Genomic DNA, 20960 nt, shown 5'->3' with positions numbered 1-20960 from the left:
GGCGCTGACCCCGCCGTTTACCCTGGCGCGTGCCGGTGCCGCTCGGCCAGCACGGCCAGGTCCACCCGGTACAGGGCGTCGTCCAGCTCGGTCGTGATCTCGGCGTCGACCCACCCGTCCGCGTAGACCCCGTCGTCGGTGTCGACCGACAACCCCACCGGGTCCAGCCGCTCGTTGAGCGCCTCCCGGTAGGCCTCGGTCAGCGCGGGCACGTCGTACTCGCGGCGGCGGGGCCCCAGGTGCTCCTCGACGACCTGCCGCAGCGTCCGCGCCTCACCCAGGTCGGCGAACGCGGCCAGCGCGCCCACCAAGCGGTTGGTCATGGGTGCGCTCCACCTCGCGCGGGGACCGTCGTAGTTCGTGCACCGGCCATCCTCCCCGCCGCTCCACGCCCCGACAGCGCCCATCCGAGTGCCTGCCGGGCGGCCTCGTTCACACCCCGCACCCACCGGTCCCGTTCCGCCCCCGCCCTCCCTCCCACCGCGTAGAACCACCCCATGCACACCACGGGCCCACGCCGATGAAGCTCCCCGACCGCGCGTTCACCGAACTCCCGTGGCAGCTGCACCGGTACGCCGCCGACTTCCACGTCGAGGACGTGTGGCGCGTCCGCTCCTGCGGCGCGGGCCCCGACGACTTCCCGGCGGTGCTGGCCGCGCTGCTGGAGGCGACCGAGCACTCCGACGGCGGCGGCCTGCTGTTCGCCATCCGCGAGCGCCTGGGCGCGCTGCTGGGCTGGGACCGCCCCGAGCACGGCCTGGGCACGCGCGTGCGCCCCCTGTCCGACAGACTGCCCCCGCCCTTGGCCGCGACCGCCGCAGGCCGGGTGTTCGGCCCGTTCACCGGGGTCTACGCGTTGCCCGACGAGGCGGTGGCCGAACTGGCGAACAAGACCGTCCACGGCCTGGTCCACCTGGGCTGGACCCCCGACGCCGACGGCCACGAGCTGCGGATGACCGTCCTGGTCAAGACCAACGGCCGCCTGGGCTCGCTGTACCTGCGCCTGATCGGCCCGTTCCGCGACCACCTGGTGTACCCGTCGCTGGTGCGCCGCTGGGAGCGCGTGCTGCGCGACCGGGTCCGCTAGGCGCTCGCCTCCCGTCCCGCTGGCAGCACGGCCCGGTCCCGCCAGCAGCACGGCCCGGTCCTGCAGGCAGCCCGCGCCCGCCGAACCTCCACTCCGGGACCACCACGCTCCACCGGCAGGCTCCACCGGCAGGCTCCACCGGAACCGGCGTTGCAACGCGGGGGAGCCGTCGCGGAACTAGTCGTCGCAGTCCGGGTGCGCCAGTGCCGCCCTGACCTCGGCAGGCGCCGCCAGGTCGTCCTCCAGGACCGAGGCGACGGCCACCCCGCTCGGGGTGCTCCAAGCCCAGGTGCCACCTCCCACCGTCCCAGCACCAGCGCCCCCCGGTCGATCCCGGAGGCGCGCAGCCGTCGCGACCGGGGCCCTGTCCCGCCTCAGTGACCAGACGCGCCTCCCCGTCCCGCGTGGCCTCGCGCACCGGGGCGCTCCCGTCGTCCAGCAGCGGCACGACCGCCGTGCCCACCCGAGCTCGCGTCCTCACCCCGGCGCGCACCGCCTCGGACTCCTGCCCGGCCGCGTCCAACGCCCGCCCGAACCCGCCCGGTCACCGCACCAGCGCCACCCGCAGCGGTCGAGGTGGCCGGGACGATCGCGGTCTCGGTGTCCGGGGCAGTCCGCGTCCGCGCACCAGGGCGGTGCGCGGGTCGTCCAGCACTCCTGCCGCGAACAGCGCGACCGGGGTAGTCGCCGGGCGCAGCAGGCAGGCGCCCCGGTAAACCAGCGCCGCACCCGTCTCCTCCAGGTCGCCCCCGAGCAGCGCGGTGAGCGCCTGCGGCGCTGTCGCAGGCGTGGTGGAGCGAAGGCCGGTCGCTGTCGGCCGGGACGGTGGCTGAGTCGATCACGTGCGGAAAGCTAGCGGCGGGGTCCGACAATTCCGGCGGTGTTCTTCCCCGCACGATCGGGTGATACCGGACGAGGGCTGCCTACGATCCCCCGCATGGGGGACAAGAGCACCGGGGCGAGGCTGCCCGACAACGCGTACAGCGCGATGCCGTGGCGCATCCGCGAGGTCACCGACGACTTCCACGTGCACGATGTGTGGCGCGTCAGCACCCCCGGCGCGGGCCCCGACGACTTCCCGGCCATGCACGCCGCGATGCGCCGAACCGGCGGCGTCGAAAAGCAAAAAGGCCTGGTCAAGCTGCTCTTCACCATCCGCTGGAAGCTCGGCGCCCTGCTCCGTCTCGACGACAGGCCAGCGGGCGCCTCACTGGCCACCCGCCTGCCCGCCGCCCTGACCGCGACCACCACCCCGCAGCACGCCCAACCCCCGTTCACCCCGCTCTACGACCTCCCGACCGAGGCCGCCTCGGAGATCGTGAACCGGTCCGTGCACGCGGTCATGCACCTGGGCTGGGTGCCCTCGACCACCAGCGCCGACCACGAGCTGCGCCTGACCGTCCTGGTCAAGACCAGGGGCAGGCTGGGTCGCGCCTACCTGTCCCTGATCGGCCCGTTCCGCCACACGATCGTCTACCCGGCCCTGACCCGCCGCTGGGAGCGCGCCTGGCGCGAACGGCCCCGCTGACCGAGGCCGACATCACCGGCACCGCCGTTCTGCGGTTCGCCTCCCGCCTTCCAGGAGCACTGTGGAGGACAGGCGGGGGAGGTGGCGGTGGACGACCGGGACCAGGCTCGGCAGACCGCATCGAGGTCGTCGGCACAGCCGCGGCAGCAGCGGCAGGCGCACGGCGACGGCAGCCGGGCAGCGGAACACGTCCCCGCTCCACGTCCTGGTACAACCTGGCCGACGGGCGCTGCCCCACCTGCGCGCGGGAGGTGCTGGACCGGGCGGCCCGCACCCGGTCCCGGCGACGCGCCCCTGGGCAGCAGCGTCCGCACCGTCTCCGGCGGCCTGCCCACCCTCGGCAAGGGGGCGCGCTGACCGCACGCCCCCACCCCTCACGCGTACCGCTTCAACTCCCGCTTCGCCAACGACACCCGGTGCACCTCGTCCGGCCCGTCCGCCAACCGCAGCGTCCTGGCCGACGCCCACAGCTCGGCCAGCGGGTGGTCCTGGCTCACCCCGGCCGCCCCGTGCGCCTGGATCGCCTTGTCCAGCACCCACTCCGCCATCAGCGGCACCGCGATCTTGATCGCCTGGATCTCCGTGTGCGCGCCCTTGTTGCCCACCGTGTCCATCAGCCACGCCGTCTTGAGCACCAGCAGCCGCGCCTGCTCGATGCGCACCCGCGACTCCGCGATCCACTCCCGCACCACGCCCTGCTCCGCCAGCGGCCGACCGAACGCCACCCGCTCCAGCGCCCGCCTGCACATCAGCTCCAGCGCCCGCTCGGCCATCCCGATCAGCCTCATGCAGTGGTGCACCCGCCCCGGCCCCAGCCTGGCCTGGGCGATCGCGAACCCGTCGCCCTCCCCGCCGATCAGGTTCGCCGCGGGCACCCGCACGCCCTCGAACACCACCTCCGCGTGCCCGCCGTGCGAGGCGTCGTCGTAGCCGAACACCCGCATCCCGCGCTCCACCCGCACCCCCGGCGTGTCACGCGGCACCAGGACCATCGACTGCTGCCGGTGCCGCTCCGCGCCCGGATCGGTCTTGCCCATCACGATGAAGACCGCGCACTCCGGGTTCATCGCCCCCGACGACCACCACTTGCGCCCGTCGATCACGTACTCGTCCCCGTCGCGCCTGATGCGGGTCGCGATGTTCGTCGCGTCCGAGGACGCCACCTCCGGCTCGGTCATGCAGAACGCCGACCGGATGCGCCCGTCCAGCAGCGGTCGCAGCCACGCCCGCTGCTGCTCGGCGCTGCCGAACATCGCCAGCACCTCCATGTTCCCGGTGTCCGGCGCCGCGCAGTTCAAGGCCTCCGGCGCCAGGTGCGGGCTGCGGCCGGTGATCTCCGCCAGCGGCGCGTACTGCAGGTTCGTCAGCCCCGCCCCGTGCTCCCGGTCCGGCAGGAACAGGTTCCACAACCCCCGCCGCCGCGCCTCGGCCTTGAGCTCCTCGATCACCTTCGGCTTGACCCACGGGTCCGCCTCGGCCAGCTGCCGCGCCAGCACCGGCTCCGCGGGCAGCACGAAGTCCTCCATGAACTCCAGCAGCTCCCGCCGCAGCTGCTCGGTGGTGGCGTCGTGGGCGAAGTCCATCAGCTCTGCTCTCCCGCTCTCCCAGGGCGCCCCGCGCCCGCCTCGGCCAGTCCCCGCCGCACCAGCGGCTCCGTCAGCTCCCCGATCCGGTCGAACCCGGCCCCCACGGTCTGCCCGCCCCGGTACCGGTAGTGGATGCCCTCCACGATCACCGCGAGCTTGAAGCACCCGAACGCCGTGTACCAGCCCAGCCCGGACACGTCCGCGCCGCTGCGCTCGGCGTACCGGGCGACCATCTCCCCGGTGGAGGCGAACCCCGGCATCGCGGGCACCGTCCCGGTGATCGGGTCGTCGGCCAGCCCGAGCCCGCCCCAGTACACGCACATCAGCCCCAGGTCGGCCAGCGGGTCGCCGAGCGTGGCCATCTCCCAGTCCAGCACCGCGCTCACCCCGCCCGGCGGGTCCTCGGTGACCAGCACGTTGTCCAACCGGTAGTCCCCGTGCACCACCGACGCCCGCCGCGACACCGGCACTGTGTCGGCCAGCACCCGCCGCAACCGGTCGATGCCCGGCAGGTCCCGGCTGCGCGAGGCCTCCAGCTGCCTGCCCCACCGGTCGACCTGCCGCGCCAGGAACCCCTCCGGCCTGCCGAAGTCGCCCAGCCCCACCTCGCCGGGGTCCACCGCGTGCAGGTCGGCCAGGACGTCCACCAGCCGGTGGGACAGGGCGGCGGCGTGCTCGGGCGTGAGCCACGGGCACTGCTCGCGCTCGCGCAGCGCCTGCCCCGGCATCTCGCGCATCAGGTAGAACGGCGCGCCGATCACCTCCGGGTCCTCGCACAGCAGCAGCGCCTGCGGCACCGGCACGGCCGTGCCCGCCAGCGCGCTGATCACCCGGTGCTCGCGGGCCATGTCGTGCGCGGTGGCCAGCACGTGCCCCAGCGGCGGGCGCCGCAGCACCCACCGCTCGCGGCCGTCGCCCACCCGGTAGGTCAGGTTCGAGCGGCCACCGGGGATCAGCTCGCCGGTCAGCGGGCCGCTGCCCAGGTGGATCGACAGGCGCTCCAGGTCCAGGCCGGGCAACTCGGTGCTCACAGGGCTCCTCCGACCAGGTTCTCCAGCACGCGGCGGGTGCCGTCCGCGCTCGTGTGGCGGTGCGCGAGCAGACCGGCGGCGCGGGCGCCCTGCACGTTGCCCGGCATGTCGTCGAAGAAGACGCACCGGGACGCGGGCGCGCCCACCCGCTCGACGGCGTGCGCGAAGATCGCCGGGTCGGGCTTGCGCAGCCCGATCCGGCCGCTGACCACGACCACGTCGAACAGCTCCAGCAGCAGCTCCTCCGGGTACCCCTCGCCCCAGCTGTTGGACAGCAGCGCCGTGGTCAGCCCGGCCGCGCGCGCCGACCGCACCAGGGCGACCATCGCCGGGTCGGGGTGGGCCTGGCCGAACATGCGGCGCAGCAGGCCGGGCGCGGGCACGGGGGAGCCGTCCAGGGTGGTCAGCTCGGCGGCGAGCAGCGCCTCGAACTCGGCCACCGGCAGCTCACCGGTCTCCAGCCGCGCCACCGGGGTGTCCGGGGGAGCGGAACGACCCATCCAGGCGCGCAGGGTGGTGGTGTAGCGCGCGCGGTCGATCCGCTCGGCGGTGAGCCAGGAGTCCACGAACGCGGGGACCGGCACGGTCATCACCCCGCCCCAGTCCAGCACCACGGCGTCGACCTCACGCGTCCTCGCGTTGACCACGCCGCGAGGGTACCGACCGGTCGGTATGTCGGTCAACGGTGACGGGACGGGGGAGCTGCGGAGCGCTGAACTGGGGATTCCGGGTTGCTCCGAGCGGACGCGCAGCCGCCGAACCCCTTCACCCGAGCTCACCGGTGCGCTATCACGAGGCCATGCGCGCCCATCGTGGGAGGAACACGCCCCACACCACCGCCGCACCACACCACGAACTCCTCGACGGGATCCTGGCCCTGCAACGCGCCTCAGGCAACGCGGCCGTGGCCGCGCTGACCCCTCGAGAGCGCGAGATCGCGGTCCTGCGCGCAGTGCGCGGCGGCACACCACCCCGCCCCCGCAGCCCGCGACAAGCCCGACCGGATCCCGCGACCACCCCGGTCGCGCAGCGCAAGGTCGGCTTCGAGTTCGAGACCGGCTGGCTCGTCAGGAAGAAGCGGCTCATCGGCTCCTCGTCCATGGCCAAGAAAGACCCCATCGGCCCAGCGCACACCGGCTTCAAGCTGGAGGCGGACGAGGCGGGCGGCGGCAAGTCCGAGATCGAGTTCATCGTGCACCCGCCCGTCGAGGAGAGCGCCGAGGGCGAACAGGACCTGGACCGCACCATGACAGCCCTCGCCAACCTCGGGACCGCCCTGCAGACCACCGCCTCCACTCGCCCCACCTTCCTCCTGTCCCAGGCCACCGGCCGTGCCGACGACCACGCCTACCTCGTCGAACCCACCTCCGACCGCGCCCTGCGAGCAGGCCCCCAAGTCACCAGCGGGCTCGACCTGGCCAAGATCCCCCGGCTCCGGCAGGACGCCGTCCCCATCCCCGACGCACTCACCAACACCGCCGCGCTCATGCAGTTCCGGGCGAACAGCGTGCAAGTGCCCGGCGTCGGCGCCCCCAGCGCGAAGCTCGTCGGCCTGCTCACCCTGATCACCCAGTACCTCACCGCGGGCGGCACCCCCCACAAAGCCGAACTCAGCGCTCTCGACGCCAACAGCCGGTACAACATCGCCTTGAACTACCCCAAGCAGATCGGCGACGAACTGCTGGCCCGCACCGACTTCGCGCACCTGTTCACACTGCTCCCGGACGATGAGCAGGCCCACTGGCGCGCCCACGACGACGAGTGGGTGAACCTGGCGCTGACCAACACCCCGCCCGCGCTCCTCCTGACCGCGGACGACAGCGTCATCAGCCGAGGCGTCAAAGTCGACGAGAACCGCGAGCGGAAGGGCACGTACACCCCGAAGCTGACCATCCGCGAGTGGCTCACCGGCCTGCTCGGAGGCGTCGACCGGCTCCGCACCCTCAAGGACGCCGAGAGCATGGGCGAGTTCGGCGCCAAGAAGGAGCGGATCGGCGCTGGCCCGACGGCCGCCGACGTGGGCATCTTCGAGTTCCGGGGCGCCCAGAACAACAAGATCCCGGTGGAGCAGTGGCGGGACTTCGCCCTCGGCTTCCACCGCTACATCGCGGCACTGCACCGCCTGCCCTGACCGACCGCTCACCCGTCCTCGAACGGCTCCCCGCCGAACCGGAACCACGCCCGCCCACCGTCCAGGCGCAGCAGGAACCCCGCCACCGGCCCCTCCGGCGACACCAGCCCCACCTCCGCCTCGACCCGCGCGTACGCCTCGCCCCAGTCCGCACCCCGCCCCGCCAGCTCCCGCACCCGCGCGAACAGCGGCGCGCACCCCTCGAACGCAGGCCCCGGCGTCACCGCGCCGGCCAACCACGGGAAATCCACCTCGTCCACGTCGACCAGGCACACCACCGCGCCGTCATTCCGCCGCACCACCCGCCACGCACCCCACGGACCCGACAACCCCGCCACACCGCGCACGCTAGCGCCGACCCCCGACACCACCGGAGGACGACGGCGGCGCGGGCGGCGAGCAGTCCGGACCGTCCACCCACAACGTCTCCGCCGACCCCGCCTCCAGGTGCGCCTCGTACAGCGCCACCTTCCCCCGCACCACACCCAGCAACGACGTCAGCTCCGCCACCTGCGCCGCCATCCGCTCCTCGTGCGCCCGCAGCAGCGCCAACCGCTCCCGCACCGTCCCCCCACCCGCGCGCACCAGCTCCGCGTACCGCCGGATCTCCGGCACCGGCATCCCCGCCCCGCGCAACCGCGCGCACGCCCGCAACCACCCCACGTCCTCACGCCCGAACACCCTCCGCCCCGCCGCGTTGCGCCGAACGGGCGACACGAACAGCCCCTCCCGCTCGTAGAAGCGCACCGCGTGGACGCTCAACCCGGTCAACCCGGCCACGTCGCCGATGGTCAACAGGGGTGCGCCGGTCACCGAGGTCATACCCCCACCCTACGGAGTTGACCTCGCCTCGACTCCAGCTCATAGCGTCACCACCAGAACGTGAGCGAGAGGAACAAACCAGCAATGACCAGCACGTGGTTCATCACCGGCACCTCATCCGGCTTCGGCCTCCTGCTGACCAGGAAGCTGCTCGACCGCGGCGACCGCGTCGCCGCCACCCTGCGCCGCCCCGAGGTCCTGGCCGACCTCAAGACCGAGCACGGCGACCGGCTCTGGACGCGAGCGCTCGACGTCACCGACACCGAACAGGTGAACCAGGTCGTCGACGCCGCCTTCACCGAACTGGGCACCATCGACGTGGTGGTCAACAACGCCGGCTATGCCGTGTTTGCCTCCGTCGAGGAAGCCACCGACACCCAGATCCGCCAGGTGATCGACACCAACCTGCTCGGCTCCATCTCCGTCATCCGCGCCGCCCTGCCCCACCTGCGCGCCCAAGGCCACGGCCGCGTCCTGCAGATCTCCACGGCGGGCGGCCAAGCGGCCTTCCCCAACTTCGGCTACTACCACGCCGCCAAGTGGGGCATCGAGGGCTTCTGCCAGACCACCGCCGCCGAGATCGCCCCCTTCGGCATCGGCCTGACCATCGTCGAACCCGGCGCGGCCCCCACCGGCTTCGGCGCGGCCCTCGCCACCGCCCCGATCATGCCCGAGTACGACGCAGGCCCCGCCGGAGAAATCCGCCGCGCCATCACCAGCGGCGCCATCCCCCTGGTCAACGCCCCCGACAAGATCGCCACCGCCCTCGTCGACCTGGTCGACAGCGGCCACACCCCACTGCGCCTACCCCTGGGCCCGGACTGCTACCACGAGATCCGCAACGCCCTGCTCACCCGCCTCGCCGAGCACGAGGCCCACCGCGACACCGCCCGAGCCACCGCCCTCGACCGGTACGCCGACCTCGCCGACCAGCTCACCACCCACGCCTGACCCCGCACACGACAAAGCCGTGGGGGCCGGGGAGGAAGATCCCGGCCCCCACGGGGGTCACCACGCCAACCGCCGAACGGTCAGCTCGCCACATCCAACAACGGCCGGGGCCCACCACTCCCCGCAGGGTCCAGAACCGTCACCACCCCCGCGTCCGCGTCCACCTCCACCGGCACCCCCAACGGCACCGTCACCTGCTCAGGGCAGTGCCCGAACCCCGCGTCCCCGATCACCGGCACCCCCAACGTGCCCAACCGGTCCGCCAGCACCTCGTCCACCACCGAACGGTCACCGCACCCGTCCCACGACCCCAGCACCACCGCCGCCACCCCGCCGAACCACCCCGACCGCCGCAACGCCGTCAACATCCGGTCCAACCGGTACGGCTCCTCACCGACCTCCTCGATCAGCACCACCGCACCATCCGGCGGGGGAGGACCCAGCAGGCTCAGATTCCCCCCGAACGCCACCCCCGACGCCCGACCACCCACCACCGGCGCACCCGAGTACGACCGCACCCCCTCGAACAGCGCCCGCCGCAGGTTCTCCCGCGCCACCGCGTCCGACAGGAACGCCGGAGTCGCCACCATCGGCCCGAACCACGACGGCAACCCGAACGCCGAGAACCGCTCGTGCAACGCCGTCGCGTCACTCGACCCCACGAACACCGACGGCTCCGCCGCCGCCACCGACGGCCAGTCCACCAGGTCCACCATGCGCTGACTGCCGTACCCGCCCCGCGCGCACAACACCCCCCGCACACCCGGATCCACCAGCGCCGCCGTCAGATCCGCCGCCCGATCCGGATCCGTCCCCGCCAAGTACCGCAAACCGGGGTGGTAGTCCTTCGCGTGCGGCGCCGCCACCGCGTCCAACCCCCACCCCCGCAGCAGCGCCACCCCCGCGTCCACCTCGTCCGCAGGCGAAGCCGACGACGGCGACACCACCACCACCCGGTCACCCGGCGCCAACGGCCCGCTCACGACCCCAGCTCCAGCACCGGCACACCCGACGGCACGAACCCCAGCACCTGCCCGTAGAACGACAGCTCCGCCTCCAACGCCGCCACGATCGTGGCCTCCCGCCGGAACCCGTGCTGCTCACCCTCGAACGCCAGGTACGCGTGCGGCACCCCGCTCCCCGCCAACCCCGCCATGAACCGCTCCGCCTGCGCCGGAGGGCAGATCTCGTCCTCCAACCCCTGCAACATCAGCACCGGACCCGCCAACCGGTCAGCCCGCCCGCTCGGCGACCGATCCCGGTACAACCCCTCGGCCTCCGGCAGCCGACCCACCAACCCCTCCACGTACCGCGACTCGAAGTCGTGCGTCTCCCCGCCCTCGGCCGTCCACCCCGCCAGGTCCAGGATCGGGAACGCCACCATCCCGCACCGGTACGTCGACACCGACGTCAACGACGCCGCCGACGTCCACCCACCGGCACTGCCACCCCGGATCGCCAACCGCCCACCATCAGCGGTCCCCTCCGCCGCCAACGCCTCCGCGACAGCGGCGCAGTCCTCCACGTCCACCACGCCCCACTGCCCGCGCAACCGCTCCCGGTACGCCCGCCCGTACCCCGTCGAACCCCCGTAGTCCACCGCCACCACACCGATGCCCCGACTGGTCAAGAACGCCAGGTCCAGATCCAGCGCGGGCGCGAACCGACCCGTCGGCCCACCGTGCACGTGCACCACGAACGGCGGCAGCTCACCCTCCGGCGCCACGAAGTCCGGGTTGAACGGCGAGTACACCCACGCCGGAACCCGCTGACCGTCCGGCCGCGAGAACACCCGCAACTCCGGCTCCGGCAGGTACCGCGCGTGCGGCGCCGCGGCCTCCGTCCGGTGCACCACCTCACCGGTGGACAAATCCAGCGTCACCACCGACGACTCCACCAGCGGACCACCCGCGACCCCGGCCACCACCCCACCGGACACCACGATCCCCGCCTGCCACACCGGCAGGTCCACCTCCACCGGCGTCACGGTCTTCCCGCGCTCGTCCAGCACCGCCAACGACCCCGACGCCAGCACCGCGTACCGGTAACCGTCACCCACCGGCGCGAACCACGTCTGCCCCGGCTTCCACAACGCCCCACCCAGCTCGCGCTCGCACGCCGCCAGGTTCTCCCGCGACCCGTCGAACCCGATCCGGTGCAGGTTCCACCAGCCGTCCGGATCCGTCAGCGCCAGCAGCGCCGTGCTGCCGTCCCACTCCACCTGGCACACCGACTCGCCCGCACCACCCGCGACCACCCGGTGCCCACCACCGACCCCGGCCACGCACAGCTCCGCGCTGTCCCACGGCATGTCCGGGTGATCCCACCCGATCCACGCCAGATGAGCCCCGTCCGGACTCGGCCGCACCCCCGCCATGAACCGGTGACTCGCCGCCAGCACCACCGGCTCACCACCGTCCAGCGGCACCGACACGACCTCCCGCACCACATCGGTCGGCGCGGGCCCCGTCACCGACTCCCGCACGCACCACACCGACGCCCCGTCAGGCCCCGCCACCAGGTCCCCGTACCGCAACCCGTGCCGCACCGACGGCTCCACCGTGATCGGCGCCGGCACGCCACCACCGTCCGGGTCCAGCAGGTAGATCCGCTGGTCCTCCCAGTTCGTGAACGCCACCCGCACCCCACCCGGCACGTCCACCACCGCGTAGGGCCGACCCCCGTACTCGTGCAACCGGTTCCGCACGTTCCACGGCGCCCCCAACAACGGCGCCCCGTCCCGCACCAGCTCCAGCCGACCACCCTCCGAGGGCAACGAGCACGCCCACCACACCGCGCCACCGTGCAGCCAGACCCACTGGGGCCCACCACCCGCCCGCGCCGCCTCCAACGCCGTCACCGGCGATTCCCACGTCCCGTACGACGCGATCTCCACCACGAACCGACCCTAACCCCCCACGCGCGCACACCCGCGCGCACGGCCCCGACACCCGGAAAACACGGGCCAGGGCTGCCGATCATCACGCCGTGGCCTAGGGTCGGTGTCGTCATGGCACGCGTCATCCACGTATTCCGCCAGCCCGACCGGTTCATCGCCGGCACAGTCGGGCAACCCGGCGAGCGCACTTTCTACCTCCAGGCCTCCGAGGAGACCAGGACGGTCAGCGTCGCGCTGGAGAAGCAACAGGTCGCCGTACTCGCCGAGCGCATCGGCTCGCTGCTGGAGGAGGTGCACCGCAGGTTCGGCGCCGAAGTCCCCGAAGCGGCCCCCGACGACCTCCGGGACACCGAACCCCTCGCGGTGCCGGTCGAGGAGGAGTTCAAGGTCGGCACGATGGGCCTCGGCTGGGACTCCGAGTCCGAAGCCGTCGTCATCGAACTGCTCGCCGTCACCGAGGAGGACGTCGACGAGGCCGTCGTGCTCGACGACACCGAGGAAGGCCCGGACGCCGTCCGCGTCTTCCTCACCCCGGCCGAGGCCAGGGCGTTCGCCGAACGCGCCGAACGAGTCGTCAAGGCAGGCCGCAAACCCTGCCCCCTGTGCGGCGAACCCCTCGACCCCGAAGGCCACATCTGCCCCAGGCAGAACGGCTACCGCCGCTCGGAGGAGAGCTGACAGCGGTGCGGCGGCCCGACGACGACGACGTCGTCGAGCTGCTCACCCGAGGCACGCTCGACATCCGAGGACGACTCGTCGACGCCTCCAACGCCACCCTCCTCTGCGACGTCGAACTCGACGGCGTGACCGCCACCTGCGTCTACAAACCCGTCCGAGGCGAACGCCCCCTCTGGGACTTCCCCGACGGCACCCTCGCCGGACGCGAGCACGCCACCTACCTCATCTCCCAGGCCTGCCACTTCGACCTCGTCCCACCCACCGTCCAGCGCCCCGGCCCACTCGGGCCGGGCATGGCCCAGCTCTGGATCGACACCCGAGACGACGACGACCTCGTCGAACTCGTCCCCGCCGACGCACTGCGCCCCGGCTGGATCCCCGTCCTCCACGCCACCTCCGAGGACGGCGCACCCCTCGTCGTCGCCCACCGCGACCACCCCGCACTGCGCCTCATGGCCGCCTTCGACGCCCTCGTCAACAACGCCGACCGCAAGGGCGGACACGTCCTGCACGCCCCCGACGGCCACGTCTACGGCGTCGACCACGGCATCTGCCTGCACGCCGAGGACAAGCTCCGCACCGTCCTGTGGGGCTGGGAATCACAACCACTCCCCGAACAGGCCATCGACGGCGCCGAACGCCTCCTCGCCGGACTCGACGGCGACCTGGGGGAGACCCTCCACGAACACCTCACCCGCGCCGAGGTCTGGGCACTGGGCTCCCGCGCCAAACGCCTCATCGCCACCGGCGCCCTCCCCGCCGTCGACCACGAGCGCGACTGGCCCGCCATCCCCTGGCCACCGTTCTGACCCGACCGGACCACCCCGACCGCCCAACACCGGCGGCCGAACCGACTACCACCGAACGAGCGACCACCCCACCCCACATTCCCCCCGACCGGGCTCACCCCCGCACCACCGGTAGTCACCTGTTGATCGAATCAGGTGCCATCCCACCCCACCGGGGATGAAACACCTCCCGAAGCAGAGCCATCCCGTCCCCACCACCCCTAGCGTGTGCCCGGCCGCCGCACCAGGGACAACGGACAGGGAGACCATGCGCAAGATCATGAGTTTGCTGGCTGGCGCCGCCTTCGCACTCGCACTGGCGACCGGAACCGCCACCGCCCAGGCCGCACCCGCCCCCACCGCCACCCCCGAGGTCGGCGTCATGGGCGTCTGGGCCTGCGGCGTCCCCGCGGGCAGCACCTACACGCGGGTGATCAGCCAGCTGGGCGTGTGCTCCCCGAGCGGCTTCGCCACCTCGTACTACGTCGAAACCCCCACCACCGGCCTGTGGGCCTGCACCGTCCCCTCCGGCTTCACCTACTCCAGGGTGATCAGCCAGCTCAACGTGTGCAGCACCACCGGCTTCGCGAACTCCTACCTCCTCGAACAGCCCCGCAGCGGCATCTGGGCCTGCACCGTGCCCCCCGGCTTCACCTACACCCGCACCATCAGCCAGCTGAACGTGTGCAGCACGAGCGGGTTCGCGAACTCCTACCTGCTCGCCTGACCGGACGCGGGGCTCGCCCGGTGGCGAGCCCCGCACCCCCACCACCGGACGAAGCCGTCAACGACGCACCCGGTAGCACAGGTGCAGCACCCGATCACCCCGAACCACCACGTCAGGCCCTTCCAGCAGGTGCTGCGCGTCCACCGACCCGAAGTAGCGCCTGCCCGACCCCAGCACCACCGGCACCACGTCCATCCGCACCTCGTCCACCAACCCCGCCGCGAACACCTGCCCACCCACGTCCCCGGCGGCCACCTCCACCACCCGATCACCCGCCAACTCCCGCGCCTTCGCCACAGCCGCCTCCACACCCGCCACGAAGTGGAACGGCGCCCCGACGTCCCACCCCTCCGGCGCGGGCCGGTGGGTCACCACCACCACGTGCCCCACCCCGCTCGGCGGCACCCCGCCCCACCCGTCCGTCAGGTCGAACACGCGCCGCCCGACGACCGTCACCCCGATCGAGTCCCAGTACGGCCGCGTGTGCTCGTAGGACGCCCGCGACACCACCAGCGCACCGCTCCCGTCCAACGGCACGTCACCGCCGGTCAACCAGTCGAACAGCGGCCCCGGCCGGTCCTCCCCGTCCGCGACGAAACCGTCCACCGACACCGAGCTGTACATGACCACCCTGCCCACACGGCCCTCCTCGCATCCAGGACACCCGACAACCACGCACCCGATTCACAGGTAGTCGAAGAACCGGATCCACCACGTCGCCCCGCCCGGGAACGGCACGACCCCGTCGTACCGCTCCCGCAACAGGCGCCGGGGGATCACCCGGTACCCCAGCACGCCGAGCTCCTCCTCGACCGCCCGCCGGTCGCCACCGTCGAACAGCGCAGGCTCCTCGCGCTCGTCGCCCCCACCGGGGAGCCCCAGGCTCACCACGGCCATGCCGCCGAAGTTGCTGACCCTCACCGTGATCGGCTCACCACCCGCCGTCGCACCCGCCGGAACACCCACGTCCCCGTGGTGACTCGCGTCCTGGACGTTCCGGTCCACCGCGCACGCGCAGCCGAACCGCCGCGCCAACCCCACCACGAGCCGCTCGAACCGCGCCCGCTCCACCCCGTGGTCGTAATCGCGCGGGAACTCCAGGTGGACCGGGTCGTCCAGCTCCCGCAGCAGCGCCCAGGCCGACCCGTCAACCAGCGGCATCGGCGCTCCAGGCCCCACCCGGCAACCGCGACAACGACGCGTACGTCCGGTTCCCCGCCACCGCCGACCGCTGCTCCCGCGCCGTCGCCTCGATGTAGTTCTGGCTCGTCGCCAACGACGCGTGCCCCAGCAGCGCCATGATCTCCGACGCCGAGGCCCCGTCCTCCGCCAACCGCGTCGCGAACGTGTGCCGCAACGCGTGCAGGTTCGCCCCCGACGGCACCCGGTCGTGCAACCCCGCCCACCGGAAGCACGACCGCACCAGGTACTCCAGCCCGCCCCGCCCGATCGGCTCCCCGTGCCGGTCCCGCAACAACGCCGACCCCCGGTCGAACCGCCCCTGCGGGAACCGCTTGCGGCACGACGCCAGGTACTCGTCCACCACCCGCTCCATCGCGGGCTCGATCGGCACCGACCGGTCCCGGTTCCCCTTGCCCAGCACGTGCAGCCGCCGCTCCCCGGACCGCCCCACCACCGACGACAGCGTCAACGTCCGCATCTCCACCGACCGCAACCCCGCCACCAGCCCGAGCGCCAGCACCAGCACGTCCCGCTCCGGCCACGGGTCCCGCGCCTTCCGCGCCCCCTCCGCCGCGGCGGCCAGCAACCGCTCCGGCGTGTCCTCCCCGCGCAGCGGCTTGGGCACCAGCGGCGGCGTCTTCGGGCGCGCCACGGCGCCCATCGGGTTGCCGGGCACCAGGTCGTCGGCGACCAGGAACGTCAGGAACTGGTTCCAGGTGGACCAGGCGCGCAGGACCGAGCTCTTGGCGTGCGTGTCCGCGAACACCCCGAACGCCGACCGCAGGTGCGCCCCGGTCAGGTCCTCGACCCGCAGCTCGTCCACCTCGCGCCCGACCACCTCGCCCAGCAGCGCGTTGACCCCGGCGAGGTCGCGCCGGTACGCGGCGGTGGTGTGCGGCGAGTCCTTCCTGGGCCTGCGGGCCTGGAAGAAGGCTTCCTGAGCGGCGAGTACGTCCACGCGTCCTTTACTACCGCACGGGACCGACAATCCGGCCCAATCAGTTACCCGAACGGGGGAGGTGGGGGCGGTTCGGGCGGCTGGCGGCGGGGGAGCGGCAGGTCGTGCGCGGGGTGGGCGGCGGTGAGCCCCCGCTGGGAGAGAGGGCAAGGGAGATGGGCGATCACCAGCGGGGGAGCGCCCGCGTTGGGACTTCGTCAGGGGCAGGGGAGCAGGGGGCAGACGGCGGGGAGGCGGGAAGCGTTGCCATGACCACCGCGCGCGGACCGCACCTTGCGCCGAACGCGCCAAACACGTCGACGCAGCAAGCACGCCGAACGCACCGGGTCACCGACCCAACGTGATACGTGGTGTTTGATGGATAATGGCGATTATCCATCAAACAGAGGTCCAAGCGGGGCAGCCCCTCTCGGGGGACACCGGTAGTTGATCTTCAAACGGAGCCTCGTCGGAGGCCGCCGGAACGTCTCGACGACGCGTTTTGCGCATCCCGCGTGCCTCGCCGCCGAGTCGAAGCGCAGGTCGACGCGTCCGGAGAGCGCGCTCCAGGGCGGGCGGGCCCCAGGCCGAGGGGGTGCGGCCCAAGATCGAACCGGCCGGTGGGCGCCTCGCGGCACGAGTTCGACGCACCCAGGGACAAGCCCTTGGATGCGTCACGTGACGTATTAGCCGACGGCGTGCCGGCCACCGGTCGACGGCCGACTCCCGAACGCGCGCCGTACCGAGCCGCCGCACAATGCCGAGCCCGCGTCGCCGCAGCGCCCAGTCGACAGCGCGCCTGCCGTGTGCGCCGTCGACGCGCGCACGTCGCTCGACGCCGATCGTCGCGCACCCGGCGACCGCCGGGTCGGCGCTCGCCGCGCGCACGCTGCCCGACAGCGACCGCCGCGCGTCCGACGCTCGCCGCGCCGACGCTCACGCGCACACGTGGCACGACATCGCCGCCCGGTCGCTCCAGCAGCCCCTCTCGGCCCTCTGACCAGCACGTCCGTAATGCCGATAATCTACATTATGTTAAGTAAGTCGTTCGGCGACCTCCCCCGCCTTGACGGGCCGAGCAGAATCAGCGGCATGTCCGCTCATGACGCAGTCACCGGGGTGAGGCCCGTGCTCCTGCGGTCGTGACGGCCCGTCCGGGGTCGTCGTGGAGCCGAAAGGCGACCGCATGAGCAAGACCGACAAGACCCGCCCCTGGTGGGTTCGGCTGGGGGACGCGCCGATGTCCTCCTGCGTCCCGGTGCACGACCACCGGTTCGGCGGGTGCACGCTTCCCGCCGAGATCACCGCTGACACCATCTGCGCGCCGGGCGTCACCGGTTGCCACTGGGTCGTGTCCGCCTCCCACGGTTGGCGGCGCTGCCGGAGGAACGGGTGCCGGGAGTGGTCCCTGGTGTGCCGCGAGGACCGTCGTCGTGACCGGCACGACGCGCGCAGGGCGTTGCGGGCGTACCTGGGCTGATCGGGTGCCTGCGGGTGGCGGAGCGCGTGGAGCGCCCCGCCACTCCCCCGCGACCCGCCGTTGATCACCGTTGTCCGACGTTGTCGGTGTGCCCGGGTACGCTGCGCCGATGCGCAGCCCTGCTTCCACCGGGTCGTGGGCCGACGGCCCGCTGCTGGCCCTGGACCTGGAGACCACCGACGTCGAGCCGCGCCGGGATCGGATCGTCACCGCGTCCGTGGTCGTCATCACCCCCGGTGCGGAGGGCGCCAGGCCTGACGTCGAGGTGCGGACGTGGTTGGCCGATCCCGGTGTGCCCATCCCCGCTTCGGCGACGGCGATCCACGGGATCAGCACCGAGCAGGCGCGTGCCGAGGGTCGGCCGGTGGGCGAGGTCGTGGCGGAGGTGGAGGCGCTGCTGGGCGAGCTGTGGACGCCGTCCACTCCCCTGTGCGCGTTCAACGCGCCGTTCGACCTGACGATGCTGGACGCGGAGCTGCTGCGGCACCACGGGCGGTCGTTGCGGGTGTCTGGGCCGGTGGTGGACCCGTTGTGCGTGGATCGGGCGTTGGACCGGCAGCGGGTGGGCAAGCGGACGTTGGGGGCGGTGTGCGAGCACCACGGGGTGCGGTTGGAGGGTGCGCACACGAGTGCGGGTGACGCGTTGGCCGCGGCGCGGTTGGCGTGGAAGTTGGCTCGGGTGCACCCGGTGGAGATGGGTGGGATCCCGCTCGCCGAGCTGCACGAGCGGCAGGTGGGGTGGTTCCGGGAGCAGGAGCTGGTCTACGCGGCCGGGGTGGACCGGCGGATCGAGCTGGCGGTGGCCGAGGGGCGGGATTCGTCGTGGTTGCGGCGGCGGGCGGCTGCTGTTCGGCGGAACGCGGAGTCGTGGCCGGTGCTGCCGGAGCAGGAGAAGTAAGTAGCCTGCGCGTCGTGGACGGGGACGTGCGGGATCTGCGGCGGTTGGTGTTCGTGCTGGACAAGGTGGAGCGGGTGGTGCCGCTGGTCGCCGGGTCGTCGGGGTTGGCGGTGGTGCGGGAGCGCAGTCCGCTGTGGGCCGACGACCAGCGGGTGGGGGCGGCGGGGATGAGCGGTGCGGTGTGGGGGGCGTTGCGGGCTTCGGTGCGGTGCTTGCAGGCGGCTCGGCGGTCGGCGGTGCGGGAGGTGAAGGCCTCGGAGCCGGACGTGGGGTTGGAGTGGGTGGTCCAGGGGGCGTTGCTGCGGCGGGCGTTGGAGTGGGCTTGTCGGGCGGTGTGGTTGGTGGAGCCGCCTCGGCCTGAGCGGTTGGCGAACCTGGCGCTGGAGGCGCCGGACCCGGTCGTGGTGGTGCGGCGCGGGGGCGAGTCGTCGCCTGCGGTGGGTGCGGACGTGGCGCAGGACGTGTGGTTGGTGTGCGGTGGTGAGCCGGTGGAGCTGCCGGTGGCGGAGTTGGTGGGGCAGGTCGTGGGTGGTGGGGCGCGGGAGCGCGCTGATGTGCCGCTGGTGGCTGCGGCGGCGACGGTGCTGATGGTGTTGGGGCGTGGGTTGGAGCTGGTCAAGGAGCGGTCTCGGGCTCCGTACTGAGGCGGGTGGCGTGGAAGGCGGCGAGGACGGCGTTGTCCTCGTAGCCGAGTGCCATGGTGCTGGTCTGGGCGGCGGTGAAGTGCTGGACGCGTTGGCCTTCGGTGAGGTCGATGGTGGTGGGGTCGACGTCGAGGTGGGTCCAGTAGGTGTGCTCGTACCCGTAGGCGCGGCGGGTCGAGGTGATGTGGTGCAGGTGGTGGGCGGGGATGGTGAGGCCCATTTCCTCGTGGAGTTCGCGGGTGGCGGCTTGGCGCGGGGTTTCGCCGGGGTCGAGGTGGCCGCCGGGGATGCACCAGGTGTTGGGGTGCGGGATGTCGGGTTTGTCGTCGCGGAGTTGGAGCAGGACGGCGTTCCTGCTGTTGACGAGGATGATCTGGACGCCTTCGGGGGGTCGTCGGGCGCGGGTCGTGGCGGCGGTGGCTGCTGCGGTGGCGGCGGTGAGCAGGGCGAGGGCGGTCAGGGTCCACGGGATGGTGTGGGGGCCGGTGGTGGTGATCAGGTGGCCGGTGGCGGGTGCGGTGATGAGCGGGCCCGCGAGTGCCGCGGTGAGGACGTGGGTGGCGCCTCGGCCGTCGGGTGAGCCGGTGGTGTGCCAGGCGATGACGGCGGGGAAGACCGGGGCGATGGCGAGTCCGGTGAGGGCGTAGCCGGCTGCCGCGGTGGTGGGGTTGGTGGTGAGCAGGCTGGTGGCCGCCGCTGTGGTGAGCGCGGCGAGGGTGATGGTCGCGGGGTGGGTGCGGCGGAGCAGGGGCGCGGTGGCGAGGCGGCCTGCGGTGAGGCCGAGCCAGATGAGCGCTGGGGCCGCGGTGGTCCAGGTGGTGGTGTGGGTCGTGGTGGCGGTGAGGTGGGTGGTGGCCCATCCGGTGGCGGCGCCTTCGAGTGCGACGTAGCCGAGCAGGGTCGTGGCGAGGAGCGTGGTGGTTCCGCGTCGTGGTGCTCGGGTTTCCCCGGTTGTGCGGGGTGTGCCGGTGGTGCGCAGGGTGGTCGCGGCTGCGAGCAGGGCGAGGGTGAGGGCGGCGCAGGTCCAGTGGGGTGCGCGGGGGTCGGTGGGGTCGGTGGCCGCGATGAGGGGTGTGGCGGTGGCGCCGAGGCCGAAGGTGGCGCTGACGGCGGTGAGGGTGGCCGCTCCCCCGCGTTGGGTGGCGAGGGTGAGGTTGAGGACGAGGTCGGCCGCGCCGAAGCCGGTTCCGGTGAGGAGCAGGCAGGCGAGTGCGGTCGGGAGGTTCGGGGCGAGGGGTAGTGCGGCGCTGCCGGTGGTGGCGAGTGCCGCTGCGGTGGCGAGTTGGGGGCCGGGTGGGGTGTGGCGGAGTGCGCCGGTGGTGGCGGCTCCGAGGACGGAGCCTGCGGCGAAGGTGGCCAGGAGCCAGGCGGTGGTCGTGGGGGTGAGGTGGAGTCGGGCGCCGAGGGTGGGCAGGGTGGGGCCGGTGGCGCTGGCGAGCGCGCCGAGGGCGAGGAAGCCGAGTGCTGCGGTGGTGAGGAGTGCGCGGCGGTCTCGTGCGGGGTTTTCGGCAGATTTCGGCACGGTTCGACAGCAAACCGTGCATACTTCGGCAGAGTCAAGTGGTATTCGGCGTTGTGGTGTGTCGATGTG

At 72.9% G+C, this 20960-nt stretch carries 23 protein-coding genes; 10 read left to right on the top strand and 13 right to left on the bottom strand.

Going from position 1 to position 20960, the window contains the following annotated elements:
* Positions 1–17: 17 nt before the first annotated feature.
* Entirely contained in the window at positions 18–323 is a 306-nt protein-coding gene (locus tag LV78_RS21045; RefSeq protein WP_253846988.1) for a hypothetical protein, read from the bottom strand.
* A 197-nt stretch (positions 324–520) separates the two neighbouring features.
* Between LV78_RS21045 and LV78_RS21040 the strand changes: the two genes are divergently transcribed.
* On the top strand, positions 521–1087 hold the full coding sequence (locus tag LV78_RS21040; protein WP_253846986.1) for a DUF2867 domain-containing protein: 567 nt from the start codon (positions 521–523) through the stop codon (positions 1085–1087).
* Positions 1088–1264: 177 nt separating this feature from the next.
* On the opposite strand, the gene LV78_RS40890 is transcribed toward LV78_RS21040, so the two are convergent.
* Positions 1265–1390, bottom strand: a complete 126-nt coding sequence (locus LV78_RS40890; RefSeq protein ID WP_301306996.1) for a hypothetical protein — start codon at positions 1388–1390, stop codon at positions 1265–1267.
* A 634-nt stretch (positions 1391–2024) separates the two neighbouring features.
* On the opposite strand from LV78_RS40890, the gene LV78_RS21035 reads away from it, so the two are divergent.
* A complete protein-coding gene (locus LV78_RS21035) occupies positions 2025–2615 on the top strand; it encodes a DUF2867 domain-containing protein (protein WP_253846985.1) in 591 nt (196 codons plus the stop codon).
* Positions 2616–2989: 374 nt separating this feature from the next.
* Here the strand turns inward: LV78_RS21035 and LV78_RS21030 are convergent, their stop codons facing one another.
* From LV78_RS21030 to LV78_RS21020, 3 genes are read right to left on the bottom strand one after another with little or no spacing between them, the layout of a single operon-like run.
* Positions 2990–4198: an acyl-CoA dehydrogenase family protein gene (locus tag LV78_RS21030; protein WP_253846984.1), complete on the bottom strand. Its 1209-nt coding sequence runs from the start codon at positions 4196–4198 to the stop codon at positions 2990–2992.
* Complete coding sequence (locus LV78_RS21025; RefSeq protein WP_253846983.1) at positions 4198–5232, bottom strand: phosphotransferase family protein; 1035 nt, start codon at positions 5230–5232, stop codon at positions 4198–4200. Before LV78_RS21025 ends, LV78_RS21030 begins: the two co-directional genes overlap by 1 nt.
* A complete protein-coding gene (locus LV78_RS21020; protein ID WP_253846982.1) occupies positions 5229–5879 on the bottom strand; it encodes an HAD family hydrolase in 651 nt (216 codons plus the stop codon). Before LV78_RS21020 ends, LV78_RS21025 begins: the two co-directional genes overlap by 4 nt.
* Before the next feature lie 152 nt (positions 5880–6031).
* On the opposite strand from LV78_RS21020, the gene LV78_RS21015 reads away from it, so the two are divergent.
* Positions 6032–7363: a hypothetical protein gene (locus tag LV78_RS21015; RefSeq protein WP_253846981.1), complete on the top strand. Its 1332-nt coding sequence runs from the start codon at positions 6032–6034 to the stop codon at positions 7361–7363.
* An 8-nt stretch (positions 7364–7371) separates the two neighbouring features.
* Here LV78_RS21015 and LV78_RS21010 read toward each other — a convergent pair whose 3' ends face one another.
* Positions 7372–7662: a hypothetical protein gene (locus LV78_RS21010; protein ID WP_253846980.1), complete on the bottom strand. Its 291-nt coding sequence runs from the start codon at positions 7660–7662 to the stop codon at positions 7372–7374.
* A gap of 49 nt (positions 7663–7711) precedes the next feature.
* Complete coding sequence (locus tag LV78_RS21005; RefSeq protein ID WP_253846979.1) at positions 7712–8185, bottom strand: MerR family transcriptional regulator; 474 nt, start codon at positions 8183–8185, stop codon at positions 7712–7714.
* A gap of 84 nt (positions 8186–8269) precedes the next feature.
* On the opposite strand from LV78_RS21005, the gene LV78_RS21000 reads away from it, so the two are divergent.
* On the top strand, positions 8270–9136 hold the full coding sequence (locus tag LV78_RS21000) for an SDR family oxidoreductase (protein WP_253846978.1): 867 nt from the start codon (positions 8270–8272) through the stop codon (positions 9134–9136).
* Positions 9137–9216: 80 nt separating this feature from the next.
* Here the strand turns inward: LV78_RS21000 and LV78_RS20995 are convergent, their stop codons facing one another.
* Complete coding sequence (locus LV78_RS20995; protein ID WP_253846977.1) at positions 9217–10119, bottom strand: S66 peptidase family protein; 903 nt, start codon at positions 10117–10119, stop codon at positions 9217–9219.
* Positions 10116–12035, bottom strand: a complete 1920-nt coding sequence (locus LV78_RS20990; RefSeq protein WP_253846976.1) for a prolyl oligopeptidase family serine peptidase — start codon at positions 12033–12035, stop codon at positions 10116–10118. Before LV78_RS20990 ends, LV78_RS20995 begins: the two co-directional genes overlap by 4 nt.
* Before the next feature lie 111 nt (positions 12036–12146).
* Here LV78_RS20990 and LV78_RS20985 point away from each other — a divergent pair, with 111 nt between their 5' ends.
* From LV78_RS20985 to LV78_RS20975, 3 genes are all read left to right on the top strand, one after another.
* Positions 12147–12713 (top strand): DUF3090 domain-containing protein, encoded by a 567-nt coding sequence (locus LV78_RS20985; protein WP_253846975.1) that lies wholly within the window; start codon positions 12147–12149, stop codon positions 12711–12713.
* Between the two features lie 5 nt (positions 12714–12718).
* Positions 12719–13522: an SCO1664 family protein gene (locus tag LV78_RS20980; protein ID WP_253846974.1), complete on the top strand. Its 804-nt coding sequence runs from the start codon at positions 12719–12721 to the stop codon at positions 13520–13522.
* Between the two features lie 259 nt (positions 13523–13781).
* The gene (locus LV78_RS20975) at positions 13782–14228 is read left to right on the top strand and encodes a hypothetical protein (RefSeq protein WP_253846973.1); all 447 of its coding nucleotides are present in this window, start codon (positions 13782–13784) and stop codon (positions 14226–14228) included.
* A gap of 57 nt (positions 14229–14285) precedes the next feature.
* Here LV78_RS20975 and LV78_RS20970 read toward each other — a convergent pair whose 3' ends face one another.
* From LV78_RS20970 to LV78_RS20960, 3 genes are read right to left on the bottom strand one after another with little or no spacing between them, the layout of a single operon-like run.
* On the bottom strand, positions 14286–14867 hold the full coding sequence (locus LV78_RS20970; protein WP_253846972.1) for a dihydrofolate reductase family protein: 582 nt from the start codon (positions 14865–14867) through the stop codon (positions 14286–14288).
* 45 nt (positions 14868–14912) lie between these two features.
* Positions 14913–15389, bottom strand: coding sequence for a hypothetical protein (locus LV78_RS20965; protein WP_253846971.1), 477 nt, complete (start codon positions 15387–15389; stop codon positions 14913–14915).
* Positions 15376–16368, bottom strand: coding sequence for a tyrosine-type recombinase/integrase (locus LV78_RS20960; protein WP_253846970.1), 993 nt, complete (start codon positions 16366–16368; stop codon positions 15376–15378). Before LV78_RS20960 ends, LV78_RS20965 begins: the two co-directional genes overlap by 14 nt.
* 1165 nt (positions 16369–17533) lie before the next feature.
* Between LV78_RS20960 and LV78_RS20955 the strand changes: the two genes are divergently transcribed.
* From LV78_RS20955 to LV78_RS20945, 3 genes are all read left to right on the top strand, one after another.
* Entirely contained in the window at positions 17534–17827 is a 294-nt protein-coding gene (locus LV78_RS20955; protein WP_253846969.1) for a hypothetical protein, read from the top strand.
* A gap of 109 nt (positions 17828–17936) precedes the next feature.
* Entirely contained in the window at positions 17937–18725 is a 789-nt protein-coding gene (locus tag LV78_RS20950) for an exonuclease domain-containing protein (protein WP_253846968.1), read from the top strand.
* Complete coding sequence (locus LV78_RS20945) at positions 18695–19369, top strand: hypothetical protein (protein WP_253847545.1); 675 nt, start codon at positions 18695–18697, stop codon at positions 19367–19369. The genes LV78_RS20950 and LV78_RS20945 overlap by 31 nt, the downstream gene beginning before the upstream one ends.
* On the opposite strand, the gene LV78_RS41665 is transcribed toward LV78_RS20945, so the two are convergent.
* A complete protein-coding gene (locus LV78_RS41665; RefSeq protein ID WP_308208738.1) occupies positions 19341–20891 on the bottom strand; it encodes an MFS transporter in 1551 nt (516 codons plus the stop codon). The genes LV78_RS20945 and LV78_RS41665 overlap by 29 nt on opposite strands.
* Positions 20892–20960: the final 69 nt, after the last annotated feature.

Origin of the sequence: Actinosynnema pretiosum (genome assembly GCF_024171695.1) — a bacterium.
Classification (GTDB): Bacteria; Actinomycetota; Actinomycetes; order Mycobacteriales; family Pseudonocardiaceae; genus Actinosynnema; species Actinosynnema pretiosum.
This window is presented reverse-complemented; position numbering and strand designations above follow the sequence as displayed.